This is a genomic window from Corynebacterium sp. (genome assembly GCF_052107835.1).
Taxonomy (GTDB): domain Bacteria; phylum Actinomycetota; class Actinomycetes; order Mycobacteriales; family Mycobacteriaceae; genus Corynebacterium.
Window position 1 is genome coordinate 1 of sequence record NZ_JBQEDF010000013.1, and the last position, 16513, is coordinate 16513.

Sequence of the window (16513 nt, forward strand, 5' to 3'; positions counted from 1 at the left end):
TCATCCTGTTCATGACCGTCGCCGCGTCCTGCTGGTTCGTCGGCCAGCACAACCTGTACCAGTTCGACTCCATCCAGGCCGGCCAGGGCGTGGGCAACGAGTTCCTCTACATCATCGCCGCCGTGGTCGGAGGGATCGCGATGACCGGTGGCAAGGGAACGGCGATCGGTACGGCCATCGGCGCACTGATCTACGGCATGACCAACCAGGGCATCGTCTACGCCGGGTGGAACCCGGACTGGCTGAAATTCTTCGTCGGTGCGGTGCTGCTGGCCGCGGTGCTGTCCAACAACTCCTTCTCGAAGTTCTCGGAGGCGCGCAAATGAGTGGCACACCCGTGATCGAACTCCGCGGTATCGGCAAGTCCTACGGTGCCTTCCGCGCCCTCGACGGCATCGACCTGTCGGTGCAGGAAGGGCATGTCACCTGCGTCCTGGGTGACAACGGTGCCGGCAAGTCCACGCTGATCAAGACGCTCGCCGGCCTGCACAAGTCCACCGACGGGGAGATCCTCATCGACGGTGAGCCGGTCAGTTTCGCCAATCCGCGGGACGCCCTGAACCACGGCATCGCCACGGTCTACCAGGACCTGGCGGTCGTGGGCCAGATGCCGGTGTGGCGCAACTTCTTCCTCGGCCAGGAGCTGGCCGGGCCCTTCGGTGCCCTCCGGGAGCAGGCGATGCGGGAGGTCACCCGCGACCGGTTGGGGAGCATGGGTGTGGAGCTGCCCGACGTCGGTGTGCCGATCTCCTCGTTGTCCGGCGGGCAGCGCCAGGTCGTGGCGATCGCCCGCGCCGTGTACTTCGGGGCGCGCGTCCTGATCCTCGATGAACCGACGGCGGCGCTGGGAGTGAAGCAGTCCGGCATGGTCCTGCGGTTCATCGCGAAAGCCCGGGACGAAGGCATCGGTGTCATCCTGATCACCCACAACCCGCACCACGCCTACCTGGTGGGCGACCGTTTCGTCCTGCTGAACCTGGGCAGGTGCGTGCTGGACGCGACGCGGGACGAGGTCACCCTGGAGCAGCTCACCCTGGAGATGGCCGGGGGTGGGGAGCTGGATTCTCTGGCGCACGAACTCGAGAGATAGGAGGATAGGTCCATGTTGTTTCCCGGGCAGATCCTCATCGACGACCTCGTCGGCAACCGTGTCGCACTGAGCCCGGGCGAGAGGATCACGCTGGGCCGTGCCGCGGAGTTCCCCCTGGCGCAGGACGATGAGTTCATGCACCGGGTGTTCCTGCAGATCTGGGACACCGACGGCACGTGGATGGTCACCAACCGCGGATCCCGCATTGCCGCGAGTATCCAGCCGAGGGCTGAGAACTCCTTCAGCCAGTTGCGGCTCGGCCCCGGTTCCAGCCTGCCGTTGCCGCTGGGGGAGTCGGCCGTGGTCTTCGCGACCTCGGCGATGACCTACGAGCTGTCGCTCACGGTGGCGTCCACGTTGCGTCCTCCCACGGGCACGTCCGTGCCGGACGGGGCGACAATGACCACCGGCGGGTTCATCCCCAACGGCGAGCAGGCGGAGTTGCTGCGTGCGCTGGCGGCACCCCTGGTCAGACGGCCGGGATCCGATATGTCGGAGGTTCCGTCGGTCAAGGACCTGGAGGAGGGCCTCGGGTGGTCGCAGAAGAAGGTCAACACCAAGATCGACTACATCTGCAGGTCCCTGGAGGCCAGCGGGGTTCCGGGGTTCTCCGCGAAGAACGGCAATGCCCCCACCCGTCGGCTTGCACTGGCCAGGTATGCTCAGGAAAACTACTGGTCCTTATAGTTCCGCGAAGGGAAGGTTAAGACGTGGGGAACAACGACTGGGGCGTTCCCACCCCGAACACCGGCAATCCGTGGGGTCCCGGCAACCAACCGGGCCAGCCCGAACAGAAGCCGGGACGGGGTGCCGGAGTGTTCATCTCCGTCGCCGTAGTCGCGATCGCGGCACTGGTCGTTGCAGGTGTGTTCATCTGGAACCAGTTCGGCGGTGACGGGGAGGACGGGGACACCCAGGCGGGACCGAACTTCACTTCGGTGGAGGACCCCTCGGACGCGGCGGAGACCACAGAAGCGGAGGCCGCCCCCACGCCACAGGAGCAGGATCCGACGCCGACCGCGAGCCCCACGTCGACGCGTCCTGCGCCCGATGACGACGACGGTGACGCTGACGGTGACCTGCGCGGCGACACCGTCACCAGCCAGGGGTTCCGCGGCGTGCCCGAGGCGCGCTGCAACGGCAATGACCAGTGGATCTTCGCCGGGACCAACGGTGAGGACCGGGCGGTGATCTGCCGGGTCGGCGAACGCGGTGGGCTGTACTACCGAGGGTTCTACAACGACGGCGGTGCCGAGCACGACATCGACCCGGACCGCACGGGCAACGGAGCCTGGGAGACCTACCCGACCGGGTCCCTGCGCATCGAGATCAGCCACGACGGTGTCCGGGTCCTCACCGCCGACGGCAACGAGCGCTCCGGCCGCAGCTTCACCTGGAGCTCGGAGGACAACGGCGGATGAGCTGGGTCGAGCAGGCGGCCGGGGCCGACGGCTTTGCGGGGGAACTGCAGCGCAAGCACGGTCTCACCCAGCTCAGCCTCATCGGCAACGGAGGGATGGGGCAGGTCTTCCGCGCTTACGACCAGAACCTGGAGCGCTGGGTCGCGGTGAAGGTGATCCGCCCCGAAGCGGTGTCCACCGGTGACGGCTACCGCCGTTTCGCTGCGGAGATGCGCACTCTCGCCGGAATCCGACATGCCGCGGTGATGAACATCCACTATGCCAGCCAGGTGGAGAACACCGCGTACTTCGTGATGGACTACGAGCCCGGCGGCGATCTGGAGGATGCCCTCGCCGAACACCGGGCGTCCGGCACCCACTACACTGCCGCGGAGGTCGGCACGGTGCTGCGGCCGGTCGCCGACGCCCTCGACCACCTCCACGCCAGGACGCCGCCCGTGGTCCACCGCGACCTGAAACCGGCGAACATCCTGCTGCCGGTGGACCCGGCCACCACGTCGGTGCTCACAGACTTCGGCATCAGCATCGTCGGAGACGAGACCCGCGTGACCTCCACCGGACTGGTCATCGGGACCCAGAAGTACATGGCGCCGGAGATCTACACCGTGGCCAGCACCTACGGGGCGCACGAGGTCGACTACAACGCGGCGACCGACCGGTACGCCCTGGCACTCATCGCGCTGGAGATGCTCACGCTCACCGCCTTCCGCGACACGATGAGCCAGTCCGCGTGGCAGGGCAACCGGCGGTTGCCGGAACTCTCCGCGCAGAACCTGTCGCCGGACGACGTACGTGACCCGGCAGCGGTCTCCAGGATCACCGCGGTGCTCCGAACCGCGCTGGACAACGATCCCGCACAGCGCTTCGCCTCATCCACCGCGTTCCTGGACGCGCTGGTCGCCGCGACCCGTGGACCCGGTCGCGACACGACGGCGCAGACCAGGGCGGTACCGGTGGGTTGGGGGCCGCAGCAGCCGCCGACGCAGTCACCGCACCCCCGGCAACCGAGGAAGCGCACCCGGCGGCGCATCGCCGTCCTGACGACCGTGGTGCTGCTCGCCGCGGCGACCGGGCTGCTGGGCGTGCTGGGGTACCGGCAGGTCCTGCACCCGGCGTGGGACAGCCAGGACGCCACGATCGTCGATGCCTTCCCCGGCTTGCTGCCCGAGCGGCAGAACCAGGACGGTTGGAGGGGCATGAACTGCGAGGGGAAGACGCCGCAGGGCGAGGAGTCGGCCCGGGTGGTCTGCGCGGACTCCGGGATGACCATGGCCGTGGTCGACTTCGGCGGCGAGGACACCCGGGCGTCCTACGTTCCGGACAGTGGAACCGAGTTTCTGCGGCACGACGGCGGAATGATCCGCACGAGCCTGTCCGGTGATTCGTTGATGGTGTTCCCGGAGGACGGCTACCGCACGAGGTTCGCCATGCTGATGAACGGAACGACCGTGGAGCAGGCGGATTCCGCGGGCTCCGTGGTGGGGAACATTCCTGTGTACTGACCCCGGGGGTCAGCGGGCTGTGCCGGAATCGCCGCATGAGCAGTAATGGATGGGGCCGACCCCGCAGCAGTCAGCCGGAGCCGCAGGTGCCGCCGACCGGTGGGTCCCCCTCGGCGGATGCCGTGACGGGGACTGCGTCCTACCTCTCCCGGCTGCGACCGGCGTGGAAGGACGGCGACGCCCGCGAGTCCCACCTGCCGGCGTCCGGACGGACCACACTCAGCAACAGCCGGTGCACCGTGGAGACCGTGGAGATCCCGGGCGGGGAGGACAGCGGGCGGTTCGCACTGCTTCTTTCCGGAGTGGACGCGGAGTCGCTCGTGACGTCAATGCCAGTGTGCTGACAGCGGGAATGCAGGGCCAGCACCTACACTAGTTAGTCGCGGTAAGGTATCGCTGAGTACCATGTCGGTCGTGTCGACCGTCAGCGACAGCCAACAACCACAAGAACGTGAGGACAACCTATGGCGAACTACGACCTGTACACCGAGCTTCACCTTGACAAGGACATGCCGCCGAGCGGGATCTCCGAGATCCTGGGTGGTCGTATCTCGGACCTGAAGGGTCAGGGCTACACCGGCGACACCCCGGAGATCGACCAGTTGGAGACCGCACTGGCGATCCTGGGGGACCCCTACAAGCGTGACGTGTACGAGGCCGCCCTGTACGGCGGGCAGGACGATGTGGTGAACATCCGCTGGCTCCACGACCTGGCGGACTCGAAGACCCCGCCCGGCGGGGCCCCGTCGGCGCCGGAGCCTGAACCCGGGCCGTCACCGTACTCCGCCCCGACGCGGCAGGAGGAGTTCTCCTCCTACTCACCGTCCTCGCCCCTGGTTCCGGAGTCGTCGATGGAGCCGGCATCCACCGAGACCCCGGACGACCAGACTTCACAGTCTTCTCAGGAACGTCCGGTGAGCGGGGCCCGCGATGACGACACCGCCGTGGTCGACGCCGTCTCGGTTCCCGGCGGGCCCGATGCCCCTTCGGCAACGCCGTCCGGCACGGATGACCCGGAGGGTGGCAGGGACAGCTCAGGTGGACCGTCGGCCGGCACTGCGGCGGCGGGAACGGCCGCCGCCGCGGGCGCCGCCGGGGTGGCGGGTGCCGCCGCCGGCTCGTCCGGGGCGCACCGCGCACAGTCCGGAAGCTCCTGGCAGCAGTCCGCACCGCAGGATTCCAGTGGATTCGGTGGCACGCCGTACTCGTCCGGGCCGTACACGCCGGACAACCCGTCCTCGTTGGGCGGGTTCGGATCCGACCCGCAGGCGGCGCAGGGTTCCTCGCGCACCTCGCAGCTCGATACGAGCAGGTGGGGCGTGGGTGGACGCAGCCGCAGCGAATCGAAGATCTACCTCGGCATTCTGGCGGTCATCGTGGTCGGGATGCTGTACCCGTTGATCATTCTGTTCAGCACCGGAAGCGATGACTTCGACGCGGTGTTCCACATCATGAAGGCCATGATGTTCACCCTGTTCTGGGTGGCCGCCTGGCTGGGCATCAACGAGATCATCTGGGGTGTGCGCAGGATCGTCGCCCCCGACACCGCAAACAATCAGGACAAGGTCGCGGACGCCGCGACGGAGAAGTAGGAATGGCAGACAAGAACGACACGACTGACCAGCAGGAACCAACGCAGGATCCGGTGCAGGAGACCGGTACGGAAACCGTGGGGAGGTGGAGCAACGAGCCTGTCCCTGATCCCGCGGACGCGGTGTCGTCAGGGACGTCACGGGGCGGCCAGATCAAGGCGTTGTCCACCAACCCGCTGATCGTCGGTGGCACCCTGGCGGTGCTGGCCCTGGTGTCGGTGTTCGGCCTGTCGATGCGGTGGGGCCGGTTGGTGGTCGACCAGGGCGAGGACAACCAGATGCAGATCTCGATGTCCGGCTTCGGCGGGTTCAAGGCCCAGATGGAGTCCGTGGGGCTGGCGGAGAGTGCATTCGACAGCCTGTACTTCTCGATCTCCATCGCGCTGGTCGTTGTTGCCCTGGTCGGTGCCGGCCTGGTGGCCATCACGCCCCTGCGGCGCATCGGTGGCGTTGTCGCTGCCATCAGCGGACTGGGATTCCTCGGCTACGCGATCTACGGTCTGGTGACCTCGCTCGGGATCACGCCGGAGGAGCAGGTGGGCACTCCGCAGGACCTGGGTCCCGAGGGTGAGGCGATGATCCAGCAGATCATCGACGCAACGACCTCCTCGGTGGGGCCGGGCCAGTACATTGTCCTGGTCAGTGGTGTCCTGATCGCCGCCCTGGGTGTGTACTTCGCGATTCGCGGTGAGGGCCCCTGGTTCCCCGCCCGGACGAAGAAGGCGGGGACCGACGGGGAAGCCGGCGCCGATGGTGGCGCCGCCGCATTCCAGCCGGACGCAGCGCCGGAGAATGCGGGGGTTCCGGGGAATGGCCCGGACGTCGCGCAGGATGCCGCACAGGACCAGCAGGATGCTGTCGTAGGTGAAAGCCGTGAGTCGGACCGGTGACTGATTCATGGGGGCAGCCTTCCGGGGCGCCCCGGGGGGATCACCGGGCACGTCCGCCCCGTCACGCGGACGCTGGTTCGTGGCCACCATCGTGACCGTCGGCGTTGTCGTCGTCGCCGCGGTGGTGGTCGCAGTCATGTTCTGGCGTTCCGGTGGGGACGGGCAGGACGTCGCGGGTCCGGCGTGGACCACTGCCACAGTGCCGGCCGAGGTACCGGCCGAAACGACCGCGGCGACGACGTCGGCCCCGGCCCAGGAGCCTGTGCCGTCAGGATCAGGGTCCCTGGCCTGTGACGGCCGTGGGGTCCTGATCGTGTCCTCGGTGATGGCGAACAGCCCGACCTTCCAGCAGGAGATCGACGGCGCCCTGGCGTCCTCCCCGGCCGCCGTGGAACTGGAGCCCGGGCACTGCCCGTCCCTCCGGGCCACCGTGGATGACGTCGATGTCCACCCGGTCGTGATCGACTACGGGGATGACATAGCCGGACTGTGCCGGGCCGCGGCGAGCGCTCCGGGGACGAATGCCCGGCTGCTCAACGACGACACGTCCTACTCGAGTCCCTGCTGACGGGACCGGCCATTTCTGGATCGAACCCGGTGTGCCGTAGTTCGGCGGGTGATACTACTGTTCCTTAGGTAACAGAGGAGAGTTCCAGAAGGTTGGTATAACCATGAGCAACAATGACTGGGGAAGCAACGGGTGGGGGAACCGGGGCGGCCAGCCGCAGCAACCGCAGCAGAGCCAGCCGCCGCAGCAGCCACCGCACCCGCAGTACCCGAATCCGTACCAGGCCTACGGTGCTGACCAGGGACAGTACCCGTACCCCGGCCAACAGCCACCGCCAGGCTACCCGGGCGGTGGCTACGGGCAGGGCCCGGAGCAGCAGGCGCAGCAGAAGAGCAACAGGGGTGTCGTGGTCACCATCGTTGTCGCGCTCGTCGCCCTGATCGGTGCCGGGGCCGCCGGCCTGTGGTTCCTCAACAGGGACAGCGGCGACGACGCCGACGGGGGCAGTATCGCGTTCGCACCCTCCGAGACCGAAAGCGACGACGACTCGTTGGGTGCTGACCTGGAATTGGACACGGATTCCGACGTCGGTTCCGGGGAGGGGTTCGAGGACAGGCTCCTCGACGATGATGGGGAGGGCGCAGAGGAGAGCGACATGCCCCCCGGACTCGGGTACAGCGGCTACGAGGACTACGACAACGCGTCCTGCGATGGCGGCGACACATGGGTCTACGCGGGTGAGGGTGATGGCTCCGCGGTGGTCGTGTGCATGTACGAGGACTCCGGGGACCTGTACATGCGAGCGGACTTCGCCAGCGGAACCGTTGACGGCGACGTGGACATGGACCGCTGGGTCGACGTGGAGCAGGGTGCCTACTCGGTCGACGTCGACGGTGGCGTCATCGAGCTCCTGGGTCCGGACATCTGGTTCAGCGGCGACGACGACAACGAGGATCTCGCCGTCTTCGACAACTTCTGGTACGACGACACCGTCTGGCAGGAGTGAGTGATCAGAACTTGGTGAAGCGCTCCGTCAGCTTCGTCTCGAGCTGGGTCCAGCCGTTGGCCTCCTCGTCGAAGGGGGCGGTCGGGGTGCCCGCCGAGGGGGAGCCCAGCATGTAGGCGACGTAGTCCTGCAGACGGGGGTAGGCCAGCAGGACCTGGTTCACGCCGTCGTCCTTCGCCCAGTCGGCGGCGTCGGCCAGCAGTTCGTAGGCCCGCCCGAGCTGGTCGGTGTCCACCGCGTCGATCCCGGTGGTGATGTCGTCCCGCAGGCCGGTGAACCCGTAGACGTTGGAGGAGTGCACGGTGACCTCCAGCTCGCCGGCGTTGGCCAGGGTCACCAGGTCGCCCCAGGTCTCCATCTCGGCGAGGTCATGGTCCTTCGCGTCGATCATCCAGCGCACCAGGGAGCGCGATGACGGGAACGTGTGGATCTCGCCGAGGCGTCCCAGGAACACCGGCTGGCGGTCACCGATGTAGCAGCGCAGGGTGTAGACGGTGGTGCCGTCAATGGTGATCCGGATCGGGTCGATGCCGGCCGCGCCCCACGGGGTGTCGTCGTAGGGGTCGGTGTCCGGGTCGTCGGATCCGTCGGACCCGTCGGACCCGGCTCCGGACGCTGCGGTAGCACCTGCAGCGGCGGCAGCGGCCCCGTCCTTCCCGTTCTCCGCATCCTCCGGTTCAGCGTCGTCGTCGCCGGTCTCCTCGTCGGCCTCGGTGGCGTCCAGGGCGTCGATGCGCTCCTGCGCGGCCTCCACATCCCCGGCGTCGAGATCCGGGGTGACCAGGTTCTCGTCCACAGCGTCGACCAGTTCCACCCAGTTGTCGCGGACCGTGAAACCGATGCTGGACCACTCGCTCAGACCGTTCTCGCCGGCGTAGTGGTCGGGGCCGCGGCTCACATTGCCCAGGATGGAGTAGGCGCGGAACCAGCGGTTGATGCGTTCGATGCCGCACACCACCCCGAACGAGCGGAGCACCTGGAAGGCGTTGGACACCAGGCGGGTGTTCTCGAAGGAGGGACGCCCAGCCAGTTTGTTCGGCAGCTCGACGAGGCTGACCTGCCCGGCCAGCTTCGGGGTGACCTTGGTCTCGGCCCCCTCCAGGAACGCCTTCCACCGCGGATGGTCGCTGAGATCATGCGCCGAGGAGTTCTCGATGTAGGCCAGGAGCTCGGCGGGGGAGGCGAACCCGAATACCCCTGAATCATCGCCGAGGAACGCCTGCCACTCCTCGCCCCGGGAGACCCATCCTGGCGCCCACAGGGTGTAGTACGTGCCGGCGGTGGTCTCGAGTTCGAGGGTGACGATTCCATTGTCTGCCATGACCGCAGATTCTAGCGCCCCTACCGGCTGCGGTCGATGACCGGACCGTGGTGTGGGGCGCGCTCGCCGAACAACTCGGAGGTGAGCACCGGCGGGACAGTCGGTGGGGGTTCGCCGAGGAACTGCTGGACGTTGTACTCCGGTGTCGGCGGGGTCGAGGTGATCCGTGCCAGTCCCCGGTGCCGTTGGTGCCGCTGCATGGTCATCCCCTATCCCGTCGGCCGGTAGAAGCCGAGGAAGTTCATCCCGATGTTCTCCGTGCGCACCGGGCTTACCTGCACCGGGTCCCCGGCCTCGATCATCTGGCCGTCGCCGGTGACCATGGCGACGTGCCCGTCCCACACAGCCAGGTCGCCGGGGGCGAGCTGATCGGCGGACACCTGCGGACCAACGGCCTGCTGGTCTGCGGTGCGCGGGATGTCCACCCCGGCCTGTGCGTAGGCCCATTGGGTGAAGCCGCTGCAGTCGAAGCCGGCCCCAGGTGTGGTGCCACCCCACACGTAGGGCGTGCCCAGCTCGGTCTGTGCGGCCTCGACGGCTGCGGCGGCCTCCGGCGAGGGTGCGCCGGCGACCGCCGCGGTCTCGGTGCCGGATGCGCCGTCCCCGTCGGCGGTGTCCGACTCACCGGTGCCGGACGTGGGGCTTCCGGTCGGCGTTGGGCTGTCCTGTGCAACGGTGTGGTCCGGTGGCGTCCCCGGCATGGACGGGACGCCCGGCAGAACACCGTCGATCGACTCCACCCGCGAGGTCAGCTCACCGAGTTCGGCACCGAGGGCGTCCAGTCGACTGTGGGCGCGGGCCAGGTGCCGGCAGCCGATCTCCAGGGCCACGGTGGAGGTGGCCGGAGACAACGGGGCCACTGCCACCGCGGTGACCACCTCACGGACACAATCGCTGGCGATCAGGGTGATGTCCGCCGCCGCCCGCTCCACCGCCGCGACACCTTCCAGGGCGACCGCCTCCACATCGCGGGAGAGCTGCATCAGCTCCACGGCGCCGCGCCCCGCATCTCCCAGACGGGAGACCGCCACGGTGCCGGCTGTCCCTGTGAGTGCGGCATCCACCAGCGCGGGTGCCTGCTCCACCAGGGCAGTGGCCAGCGTGGCGGCGCCGGGACTCTCCAGCAGTCCGGCCAGCGGATGTCGACCGGGCACCGCGGAGGCGGGGACCAACTGCCGGACCGGTTCCACGAGGGAGAGGAGATCGGTCATGACCACCGACCCCCCGCACCCGTACCAGCACCGCCGGCCATCGAGATGAAGCCGCCCGCCGACACGTCCTCGCCCCTCCTGAGCTGGTGGGCTGTCGCGGCGAGGGAGGATGCGCTCTGCCGGTAGAATCCGGCGAAACCGTCGAGGGTGCGTGACTGGTTACTACGCGCGGTCGCCAGCGCGGCGGAGAAGGCCGCGGCCTGCGGGACCGGGGCGGACAGCACCATGTCCTCCCCGGTGCTGACGCTGACGCCACCGCTGGTGGAGCTGCCGCCCAGCTGGTCGGCGATGGTGCCCGCCCGTTCCGCGGCCGCCGCCAACGCCTCGGGGTCCGCTGTCAATGAGTCGCTCTGGAATGCCTGTGGGAGTGCCATGGCTAGATAGACTCCGCGGGGGTGTGCTGAGGTTCCCCGGTTCGTCGACTATTTTGGGGAGCATGGAGATAATCGAAGTCGACCACCCGCTCGCCGCGTCCCGACTGACCATCATGAGGGACGCCCGCACCGACAACGTCGCGTTCCGTGGGGCCCTGGCCGACCTCGGTACCATGCTGGTCTACGAGGCGGCCCGCGACCTCGGGACCGAGACATTCGACGTGGAGACCCCGGTGGCGACCGCGACCGGACGGCGTCTCGCAGACCCGCCGATCATCGTGCCGATCATCCGGGCCGGGCTCGGCATGATCGACCCCGCCCTCGCCATGATCCCGGACGCGCAGGTCGGGTTCCTGGGCATGGCCCGCGACGAGGAGACCCACGAACCCGTGCCGTACCTGGAGGCTCTCCCGGACGACCTGTCCGGACGCAGCGTCTTCCTCGTCGACCCCATGCTGGCGACCGGCGGATCGCTGCTGCACGCGCTGCGTCTGCTGTCCGGACGCGGCGCCACCGACATCACGGTGGTGTGCATGGTCTCCGCGGTGCCCGGTGTGGACGCGGTCCGCGACTCCGGTTACCCGGTGAAGCGTCTGGTCACCGCCACGATCGATCCGTCCCTGGACGAGGACGCCTACATCGTTCCCGGGCTCGGCGACGCGGGTGACCGGCTCTACGGTCCGCGGAACATCGACCTGGACGGGATCTAGCGGTAGTTGTTCGGGTTGCGCAGGCTGATCGTGGTCTCGCCCTCGACGGTGTCGCCACCGGACTCGATCTCGACCGTGATGGTGATCGGAGCCTCGGACCCCTGCTTCGGCAGCGGGCCACGGTCCAGCCATTCGTAGTCGCTGGAGGAGTCGCCCTCGCTGACGCTGTTGTCACAGGACTGGGTGCGGTACTGGGCGATCTCCGTGGCGTCCTCGGAGGAGTAGGTGACCGTGGTGGAGCAGTCCTGCAGCTCACCGTTCGGTTGCCAACCGACGGCGGGGAGCTCCTCCATGTAGTCGTACGTCGGGTAGTCCCCGGTCATCTCGTATGTGGTCTGCCCGGTCTTGATGATGGTGTCCTTCCCGAATCCGCTGTCTTCAGGCGCAGTCACCGTGATCTCGACATCACCCGTGCTGTCGCCTGACGCGGCAGCCTCGGTCGGCTCGTCGTCGGCGCTGGCGGATTCCGATGCGCCGACGCTCCCGGGGGCAGACGACTCCAGGCTGTTCTCCGCGGAGGTTTCCGAGGTCTCCTCCGTCGTCGACCCGGTGGTCTCTGCCTCGGTGGTCTCCGTCGTCTCCGGAGCGGTGAAGGTCGGACTGTTGTCGTCTCCGCTGTCATCACCACAGGCGGCGAGGGCCAGGGCCGCGGTGACGGCGGCGGCGAGTGCGGTAGTACGGGTGGCGGCGCGTGAGGCTGAGCGCATCGTTGGAGAACCTCTCGGTAGGACGTCAGTGAATACTCAGCAAGCAGCCTAACGGGCGGTTACGGGCCACGGGGCGGAGTCGAGGAAAATTCCTCAGCAGCCTGATCCGGAAATGGGCATATCCACCAACGTAGGTGCATAGGGCAAGATTGTTCTACGCCGGTGCTCGCTCAGCGCCGCTCAGCGCCCATCAGTGTGCACCGGCGTAGAAGAATTTCCTGTGCGGAGCGTTCGGCGGGCACACCGAGAGCGGGAAGGCTGGGCGAGCTGGGTCGCCAGCGCAGGCGGTGAGCGCGCCTTGTCAGGTCACCCCTGGGCGGTCAGCCGGTGCACCAGAGCGGTCAGCTCCTCCAGGGCCGCGGTCACGTCCCCGACGGAACCTGCGGGGTCGTCCGACGACGACAGCTCCCCGGCGACCTGCAGGTAGAACTTCGCCTTCGGCTCCGTGCCCGAGGGCCGGGCGATCACCCGGTAGTCCAGGTCCCCGTCCTGCCACACCAGGCGCAGGCCGCACGACGGATCCTGGCCGTCCAACGCGGTGGCCGAGACCGCGGAGGACGGGCCGGCCCCGCCGAACTCCGCCGGCGGGTCCGACGCCCACTGCTCCACCAGCGCCGCCGCGGCCTTCGGTGATGCACACCGCACGGACACCTGGGCCGTACGCACCGGGCCGTACTCCTCGTCCACCTTCTGCAGTTCCTCACGCAGCGTCCGGCCCTGTGCCTTGAGCTCCGCGGCCCACGTGGCGGCCACCAGTGCCGTGGCGATGCCGTCCTTGTCGGCGACGATGCCGGGGAAGGGGCACGTCCCGATCGCCTCCTCGTAGGCGAAGGCCAGGCTGCCGACCGCGTTGTCCGCGGCCCGGGCCAGGTTCTTGAACCCCGTCTGGGTTTCCCGGTAGTCCCAGCCCTCCGCTGCGGCGATGCGTCCCAGCAGGGAGGACGACACCACCGTCGTCGCGACCACCGGGGCCGGGGCGCCGTCGTTGGCGGAGTCGTGGCGCTTCACCACGCGTCGCGACAGCAGCGGCCCGGTCTCGTCCCCGCGCAGCATGCGGTAGCCGTAGGGCTCGTGGGGGTCGGGGATACCGATCATGCACCGGTCGGCGTCCGGGTCGAGGGCGACCAGCAGGTCCGGACGGTCGGCAGGGTCGCCGTTGGACGCGGCGGACAGCAGCAGGTCGCACGTGCCCGGCTCCTCCGGGTTCGGGAAATCCACCGTGGGGAACTCCGGATCCGGCCACCGCTGCGCCACCACGGTGGAGGGGCGGTGGAACCCTGCCTTGCGGAACGTCTCCTCCAGCGCGTACCCGCCCACACCGTGCAGGGCGGTGTACAGCACCCGCAGGCCGCGGCGAGAGGACAGCACATGGTTCTCCCCGGAGGACAGGGGGGCGGAGACCGCGGCGACGTAGCCCTCGACCGCACCGAGGTCCAGGGACACCGTGGTCGACCGTGGGACCTCCGCCGCGTCGGGCTGCGTGGCGATCAGCGCCTCGATCTCCCGGTCGGCGGGGCTGACCAGCTGGGATCCCCCGGCCAGGTAGAGCTTGTAGCCGTTGTCCGCCTTCGGATTGTGGCTGGCGGTGACCTGCACCCCGGCGTCCAGGCCGCGGTGGCGCACCAGCCAGGCGAGCACCGGGGTGGGGGAGGGGTGGGCGACAAGGGTGACGTCGAACCCCGCCCCGGCGAAGGTCTCGGCCGTGGCACGGGCCATGGCGTGGGAACCGTAGCGGGAGTCGTAGCCGACGGCGACGGTGATCGGGCCGCTGTGCCCGCTGTCCTCCGCCTCCAGCTTCTTCCGCAGCCACGCGGCAACGCCGCCGGTGGCACGTGTCACCGTCGAGGCGTTCATCTTGTCCGGCCCGGGGCCCACCGGTGCGCGGAGTCCGGCTGTTCCGAAGGTCAGGTGGTCGCTCATGCGTGCTCCTCGGTCGTGTCGTCGGCGATCTTCTCCAGCAGCTCGCGCAGCAGTGTCCCCATCTCGGTCGCGGCGGCCTTCCCGGCAGCCAGGACCTCCCGGTGGTCCAGCGGTTCCCCGGTGATGCCCGCCGCGAGGTTCGTGACCAGCGAGATCCCCAGGACATCGACGTCCTCCGCGCGGGCGGCGATGGTCTCGTACACGGTTGACATCCCGACCAGGCCCGCACCGATGGTGCGCAGCATGCCGATCTCCGCCGGGGTCTCGTACTGCGGACCGGGCATCATGGCGTACACCGCCTCCCGCATCCCCGGCCGCAGCTCCTTGACCAGGCTGCGCAGCGTGGGGGAGTAGGCGTCCACCAGGTTCACGAACTGCGCGCCGGCCAGGGGGGTGCGTCCGGTCAGGTTCAGGTGGTCGCTGATCAGCACCGGCTCGCCGACGCTCATCCCCTCCGTCAGGCCACCGGCCGCGTTGGTGAGCACCACCGTGGACACCCCCGCCGCTGCGGCGGTCCGCACCGCGTGGGCCGTCCGCCACAGGGGGTGGCCCTCGTAGCCGTGGGTCCGTCCCAGCAGGATCAGGACACTGCGTCCGGCGATCTCCAGGCTGCGGACCGTCCCCCCGTGCCCCTCCGCCGTCGGTGGAAGGAATCCGGGCAGGTCGGCCATGGGGAACTCGGTGACGGTGCTGCCCCCGCACAGGACGTCCGCCGCAGGACGCCACCCGGAGCCGAGGACGACGGCAACGTCGTGGCTGTCCCGTCCGGTGCGCCGGGCCAGTTCCTGTGATGCGTCCACCGCGAGCTGATCAGGTTCAGTCATGCCCACCAGCATAGGACGTGGGTGGGACATTCGGAGGATGAAGGGGAGCGGGTGTGTACCCGCGCGGTGGTGGTGGCTAGGATGAACTGCACTGTCTATCTACCGAGGAGCACCGCCCAAAGTGAGCACACCTGGTTCCGCCGACACCGGCCCGGTGGCAGACGCCGTCGCCGCCTGGATCGTCGACAACCACGACCGGGTGATCGGCTGGCGGCGCCACCTGCACTCCCATCCTGAGCTGTCGCACAGGGAGACGGGGACCACCGGGTTCGTCATCGACCGGCTGACCGAGGCGGGCCTTGAGCCACGCCGCCTGCCCGGGACCGGTGCCGTGGTCGACATCGGGGGTGCGCCGGGAGCGGACACGCCCTACATCGCCTTCCGCGCCGACATCGACGCCCTGCCGTTGAACGAGGTCACCGGCCTGGAGTTCGCCTCGACGAACCAGGGGGTGATGCACGCCTGCGGCCACGACATCCACACCACCGTGGTGCTCGCCCTGGCCTGCGCACTGGCGGACTACGACCGGGAGCGCGGCCTGGAACAGCGGGTGCGCTGCATCTTCCAGCCCGCCGAGGAGGTGCTGGACGGCGGTGCCACCGACGTCATCCGTGCCGGGGCGCTGGACGGTGTAAGCCACATCTTCGCCGTCCACGCCGAGCCGAAACTGCGCGCCGGGCAGATCGGCGTGAAGACCGGGGCCATCACCTCGGCCACCGACGTGGTGGAGCTGATCGTGCGCGGACCCGGCGGCCACACCAGCCGTCCGCACCTGACGTCGGACGTGATCTACGCCGTCGGTCTGCTCATCACCCAGCTCCCCGGGCTGCTGTCACGCCGGGTGGACCCGCGTACCGGCACTGTCCTGACCTTCGGCGCGGTCAACGGTGGCTCGGCGTTCAACGCCATTCCCCAGGAGAGCACACTCCTCGGGACGCTGCGGACCGGCAGTCCCTCGGTGTGGCGCACCCTGGACACGCTGTTCCCCGAGCTGGTGGAGCAGGTCCTCGCCCCGACCGGGGCCACCGCGGAGATCCGCTACACCAAGGGTGTGCCCCCGGTGACCAACGACGACGCCTGTACCGCGGTCATGGCGCAGGCGGTGAAGGACGTCGACCCCTACGCGCTCCAGGAGGCACCGCAGTCCAGCGGCGGGGAGGACTTCAGCTGGTACCTGGAGCACGTCCCCGGGGCGATGGCACGTTTGGGCGCATGGACGGGGCAGGGCGACAAGCCCGACCTCCACCAGCCCAACATCATCTTCGACGAGGCCTGCATCCCGGTGGGGGTCCGGCTGTTCGCCGGGGTCGTCGAGCAGTTCGGGCGGGTGGAACTGGACACCCTGGCGTTGTAGGGGCTCGCCGACCTGACTTTCGCACCGGCCGCGGCGTGGCTCCCGGTAAACCCCCAGGTCGCATCCGGCAGGTGACCGCGGGC

The 16513-nt window shown here is 68.9% G+C and carries 19 protein-coding genes; 12 read left to right on the forward strand and 7 right to left on the reverse strand.

Going from position 1 to position 16513, the window contains the following annotated elements; translation table 11 throughout:
• The 10 genes from ACTIL2_RS05095 to ACTIL2_RS05140 form a co-directional block, all read left to right on the forward strand.
• On the forward strand, nucleotides 1–326 hold a 326-nt coding region (locus tag ACTIL2_RS05095; protein ID WP_442336380.1), incomplete at its 5' end, for an ABC transporter permease subunit.
• Nucleotides 323–1090: an ATP-binding cassette domain-containing protein gene (locus ACTIL2_RS05100; RefSeq protein ID WP_442336381.1), complete on the forward strand. Its 768-nt coding sequence runs from the start codon at nucleotides 323–325 to the stop codon at nucleotides 1088–1090. The genes ACTIL2_RS05095 and ACTIL2_RS05100, both read left to right, overlap by 4 nt.
• Before the next feature lie 12 nt (nucleotides 1091–1102).
• Nucleotides 1103–1777, forward strand: a complete 675-nt coding sequence (locus tag ACTIL2_RS05105) for a hypothetical protein (RefSeq protein WP_442336382.1) — start codon at nucleotides 1103–1105, stop codon at nucleotides 1775–1777.
• Nucleotides 1778–1800: 23 nt separating this feature from the next.
• The gene (locus tag ACTIL2_RS05110; RefSeq protein WP_442336383.1) at nucleotides 1801–2511 is read left to right on the forward strand and encodes a hypothetical protein; all 711 of its coding nucleotides are present in this window, start codon (nucleotides 1801–1803) and stop codon (nucleotides 2509–2511) included.
• On the forward strand, nucleotides 2508–4013 hold the full coding sequence (locus tag ACTIL2_RS05115) for a serine/threonine-protein kinase (protein ID WP_442336384.1): 1506 nt from the start codon (nucleotides 2508–2510) through the stop codon (nucleotides 4011–4013). Before ACTIL2_RS05110 ends, ACTIL2_RS05115 begins: the two co-directional genes overlap by 4 nt.
• Nucleotides 4014–4048: 35 nt before the next feature.
• Nucleotides 4049–4357: a hypothetical protein gene (locus ACTIL2_RS05120; protein WP_442336385.1), complete on the forward strand. Its 309-nt coding sequence runs from the start codon at nucleotides 4049–4051 to the stop codon at nucleotides 4355–4357.
• A 120-nt stretch (nucleotides 4358–4477) separates the two neighbouring features.
• A complete protein-coding gene (locus tag ACTIL2_RS05125) occupies nucleotides 4478–5605 on the forward strand; it encodes a hypothetical protein (protein WP_442336386.1) in 1128 nt (375 codons plus the stop codon).
• A gap of 2 nt (nucleotides 5606–5607) precedes the next feature.
• On the forward strand, nucleotides 5608–6495 hold the full coding sequence (locus ACTIL2_RS05130; protein WP_442336387.1) for a hypothetical protein: 888 nt from the start codon (nucleotides 5608–5610) through the stop codon (nucleotides 6493–6495).
• Between the two features lie 7 nt (nucleotides 6496–6502).
• Nucleotides 6503–7063, forward strand: a complete 561-nt coding sequence (locus ACTIL2_RS05135) for a hypothetical protein (RefSeq protein ID WP_442336388.1) — start codon at nucleotides 6503–6505, stop codon at nucleotides 7061–7063.
• A 103-nt stretch (nucleotides 7064–7166) separates the two neighbouring features.
• Entirely contained in the window at nucleotides 7167–8009 is an 843-nt protein-coding gene (locus tag ACTIL2_RS05140; protein ID WP_442336389.1) for a hypothetical protein, read from the forward strand.
• 4 nt (nucleotides 8010–8013) lie between these two features.
• On the opposite strand, the gene ACTIL2_RS05145 is transcribed toward ACTIL2_RS05140, so the two are convergent.
• The 4 genes from ACTIL2_RS05145 to ACTIL2_RS05160 are packed head-to-tail and all read right to left on the reverse strand — an operon-like array spanning nucleotide 8014 to nucleotide 10915.
• Nucleotides 8014–9330, reverse strand: a complete 1317-nt coding sequence (locus tag ACTIL2_RS05145; RefSeq protein ID WP_442336390.1) for a hypothetical protein — start codon at nucleotides 9328–9330, stop codon at nucleotides 8014–8016.
• Between the two features lie 20 nt (nucleotides 9331–9350).
• The gene (locus ACTIL2_RS05150) at nucleotides 9351–9536 is read right to left on the reverse strand and encodes a hypothetical protein (protein WP_442336391.1); all 186 of its coding nucleotides are present in this window, start codon (nucleotides 9534–9536) and stop codon (nucleotides 9351–9353) included.
• 3 nt (nucleotides 9537–9539) lie between these two features.
• On the reverse strand, nucleotides 9540–10541 hold the full coding sequence (locus ACTIL2_RS05155; protein ID WP_442336392.1) for a C40 family peptidase: 1002 nt from the start codon (nucleotides 10539–10541) through the stop codon (nucleotides 9540–9542).
• The gene (locus tag ACTIL2_RS05160) at nucleotides 10538–10915 is read right to left on the reverse strand and encodes a hypothetical protein (protein ID WP_442336393.1); all 378 of its coding nucleotides are present in this window, start codon (nucleotides 10913–10915) and stop codon (nucleotides 10538–10540) included. Before ACTIL2_RS05160 ends, ACTIL2_RS05155 begins: the two co-directional genes overlap by 4 nt.
• Before the next feature lie 62 nt (nucleotides 10916–10977).
• Here ACTIL2_RS05160 and upp point away from each other — a divergent pair, with 62 nt between their 5' ends.
• Nucleotides 10978–11625 carry a uracil phosphoribosyltransferase gene (gene upp, locus ACTIL2_RS05165; RefSeq protein WP_442336394.1) on the forward strand — a complete coding sequence of 216 codons (648 nt, stop codon included), beginning with the start codon at nucleotides 10978–10980 and terminating at the stop codon, nucleotides 11623–11625.
• Here upp and ACTIL2_RS05170 read toward each other — a convergent pair.
• From ACTIL2_RS05170 to ACTIL2_RS05180, 3 genes are all read right to left on the reverse strand, one after another.
• On the reverse strand, nucleotides 11622–12332 hold the full coding sequence (locus ACTIL2_RS05170; RefSeq protein WP_442336395.1) for a hypothetical protein: 711 nt from the start codon (nucleotides 12330–12332) through the stop codon (nucleotides 11622–11624). The two genes, upp and ACTIL2_RS05170, sit on opposite strands and share 4 nt — an antisense overlap.
• Nucleotides 12333–12638: 306 nt before the next feature.
• Nucleotides 12639–14252, reverse strand: a complete 1614-nt coding sequence (locus ACTIL2_RS05175) for a phospho-sugar mutase (RefSeq protein WP_442336396.1) — start codon at nucleotides 14250–14252, stop codon at nucleotides 12639–12641.
• The gene (locus tag ACTIL2_RS05180; RefSeq protein WP_442336397.1) at nucleotides 14249–15076 is read right to left on the reverse strand and encodes a purine-nucleoside phosphorylase; all 828 of its coding nucleotides are present in this window, start codon (nucleotides 15074–15076) and stop codon (nucleotides 14249–14251) included. Before ACTIL2_RS05180 ends, ACTIL2_RS05175 begins: the two co-directional genes overlap by 4 nt.
• A 121-nt stretch (nucleotides 15077–15197) precedes the next feature.
• Between ACTIL2_RS05180 and ACTIL2_RS05185 the strand changes: the two genes are divergently transcribed.
• The gene (locus ACTIL2_RS05185) at nucleotides 15198–16430 is read left to right on the forward strand and encodes an amidohydrolase (protein WP_442336398.1); all 1233 of its coding nucleotides are present in this window, start codon (nucleotides 15198–15200) and stop codon (nucleotides 16428–16430) included.
• The last annotated feature ends 83 nt before the right edge of the window (nucleotides 16431–16513 follow it).

Excerpts from the sequence above, each read along its gene's own strand:
- ACTIL2_RS05100 (WP_442336381.1), top strand. The coding sequence starts at position 323 with ATGAGTGGCACACCCGTGATCGAACTCCGCGGTATCGGCAAGTCCTAC.
- ACTIL2_RS05105 (WP_442336382.1), top strand. The coding sequence starts at position 1,103 with ATGTTGTTTCCCGGGCAGATCCTCATCGACGACCTCGTCGGCAACCGT.
- ACTIL2_RS05115 (WP_442336384.1), top strand. The coding sequence starts at position 2,508 with ATGAGCTGGGTCGAGCAGGCGGCCGGGGCCGACGGCTTTGCGGGGGAA.
- ACTIL2_RS05120 (WP_442336385.1), top strand. The coding sequence starts at position 4,049 with ATGAGCAGTAATGGATGGGGCCGACCCCGCAGCAGTCAGCCGGAGCCG.
- ACTIL2_RS05125 (WP_442336386.1), top strand. The coding sequence starts at position 4,478 with ATGGCGAACTACGACCTGTACACCGAGCTTCACCTTGACAAGGACATG.
- ACTIL2_RS05130 (WP_442336387.1), top strand. The coding sequence starts at position 5,608 with ATGGCAGACAAGAACGACACGACTGACCAGCAGGAACCAACGCAGGAT.
- ACTIL2_RS05135 (WP_442336388.1), top strand. The coding sequence starts at position 6,503 with ATGGGGGCAGCCTTCCGGGGCGCCCCGGGGGGATCACCGGGCACGTCC.
- ACTIL2_RS05140 (WP_442336389.1), top strand. The coding sequence starts at position 7,167 with ATGAGCAACAATGACTGGGGAAGCAACGGGTGGGGGAACCGGGGCGGC.
- ACTIL2_RS05145 (WP_442336390.1), bottom strand. The coding sequence starts at position 9,330 with ATGGCAGACAATGGAATCGTCACCCTCGAACTCGAGACCACCGCCGGC.
- ACTIL2_RS05150 (WP_442336391.1), bottom strand. The coding sequence starts at position 9,536 with ATGACCATGCAGCGGCACCAACGGCACCGGGGACTGGCACGGATCACC.
- ACTIL2_RS05155 (WP_442336392.1), bottom strand. The coding sequence starts at position 10,541 with ATGACCGATCTCCTCTCCCTCGTGGAACCGGTCCGGCAGTTGGTCCCC.
- ACTIL2_RS05160 (WP_442336393.1), bottom strand. The coding sequence starts at position 10,915 with ATGGCACTCCCACAGGCATTCCAGAGCGACTCATTGACAGCGGACCCC.
- upp (WP_442336394.1), top strand. The coding sequence starts at position 10,978 with ATGGAGATAATCGAAGTCGACCACCCGCTCGCCGCGTCCCGACTGACC.
- ACTIL2_RS05170 (WP_442336395.1), bottom strand. The coding sequence starts at position 12,332 with ATGCGCTCAGCCTCACGCGCCGCCACCCGTACTACCGCACTCGCCGCC.
- ACTIL2_RS05175 (WP_442336396.1), bottom strand. The coding sequence starts at position 14,252 with ATGAGCGACCACCTGACCTTCGGAACAGCCGGACTCCGCGCACCGGTG.
- ACTIL2_RS05180 (WP_442336397.1), bottom strand. The coding sequence starts at position 15,076 with ATGACTGAACCTGATCAGCTCGCGGTGGACGCATCACAGGAACTGGCC.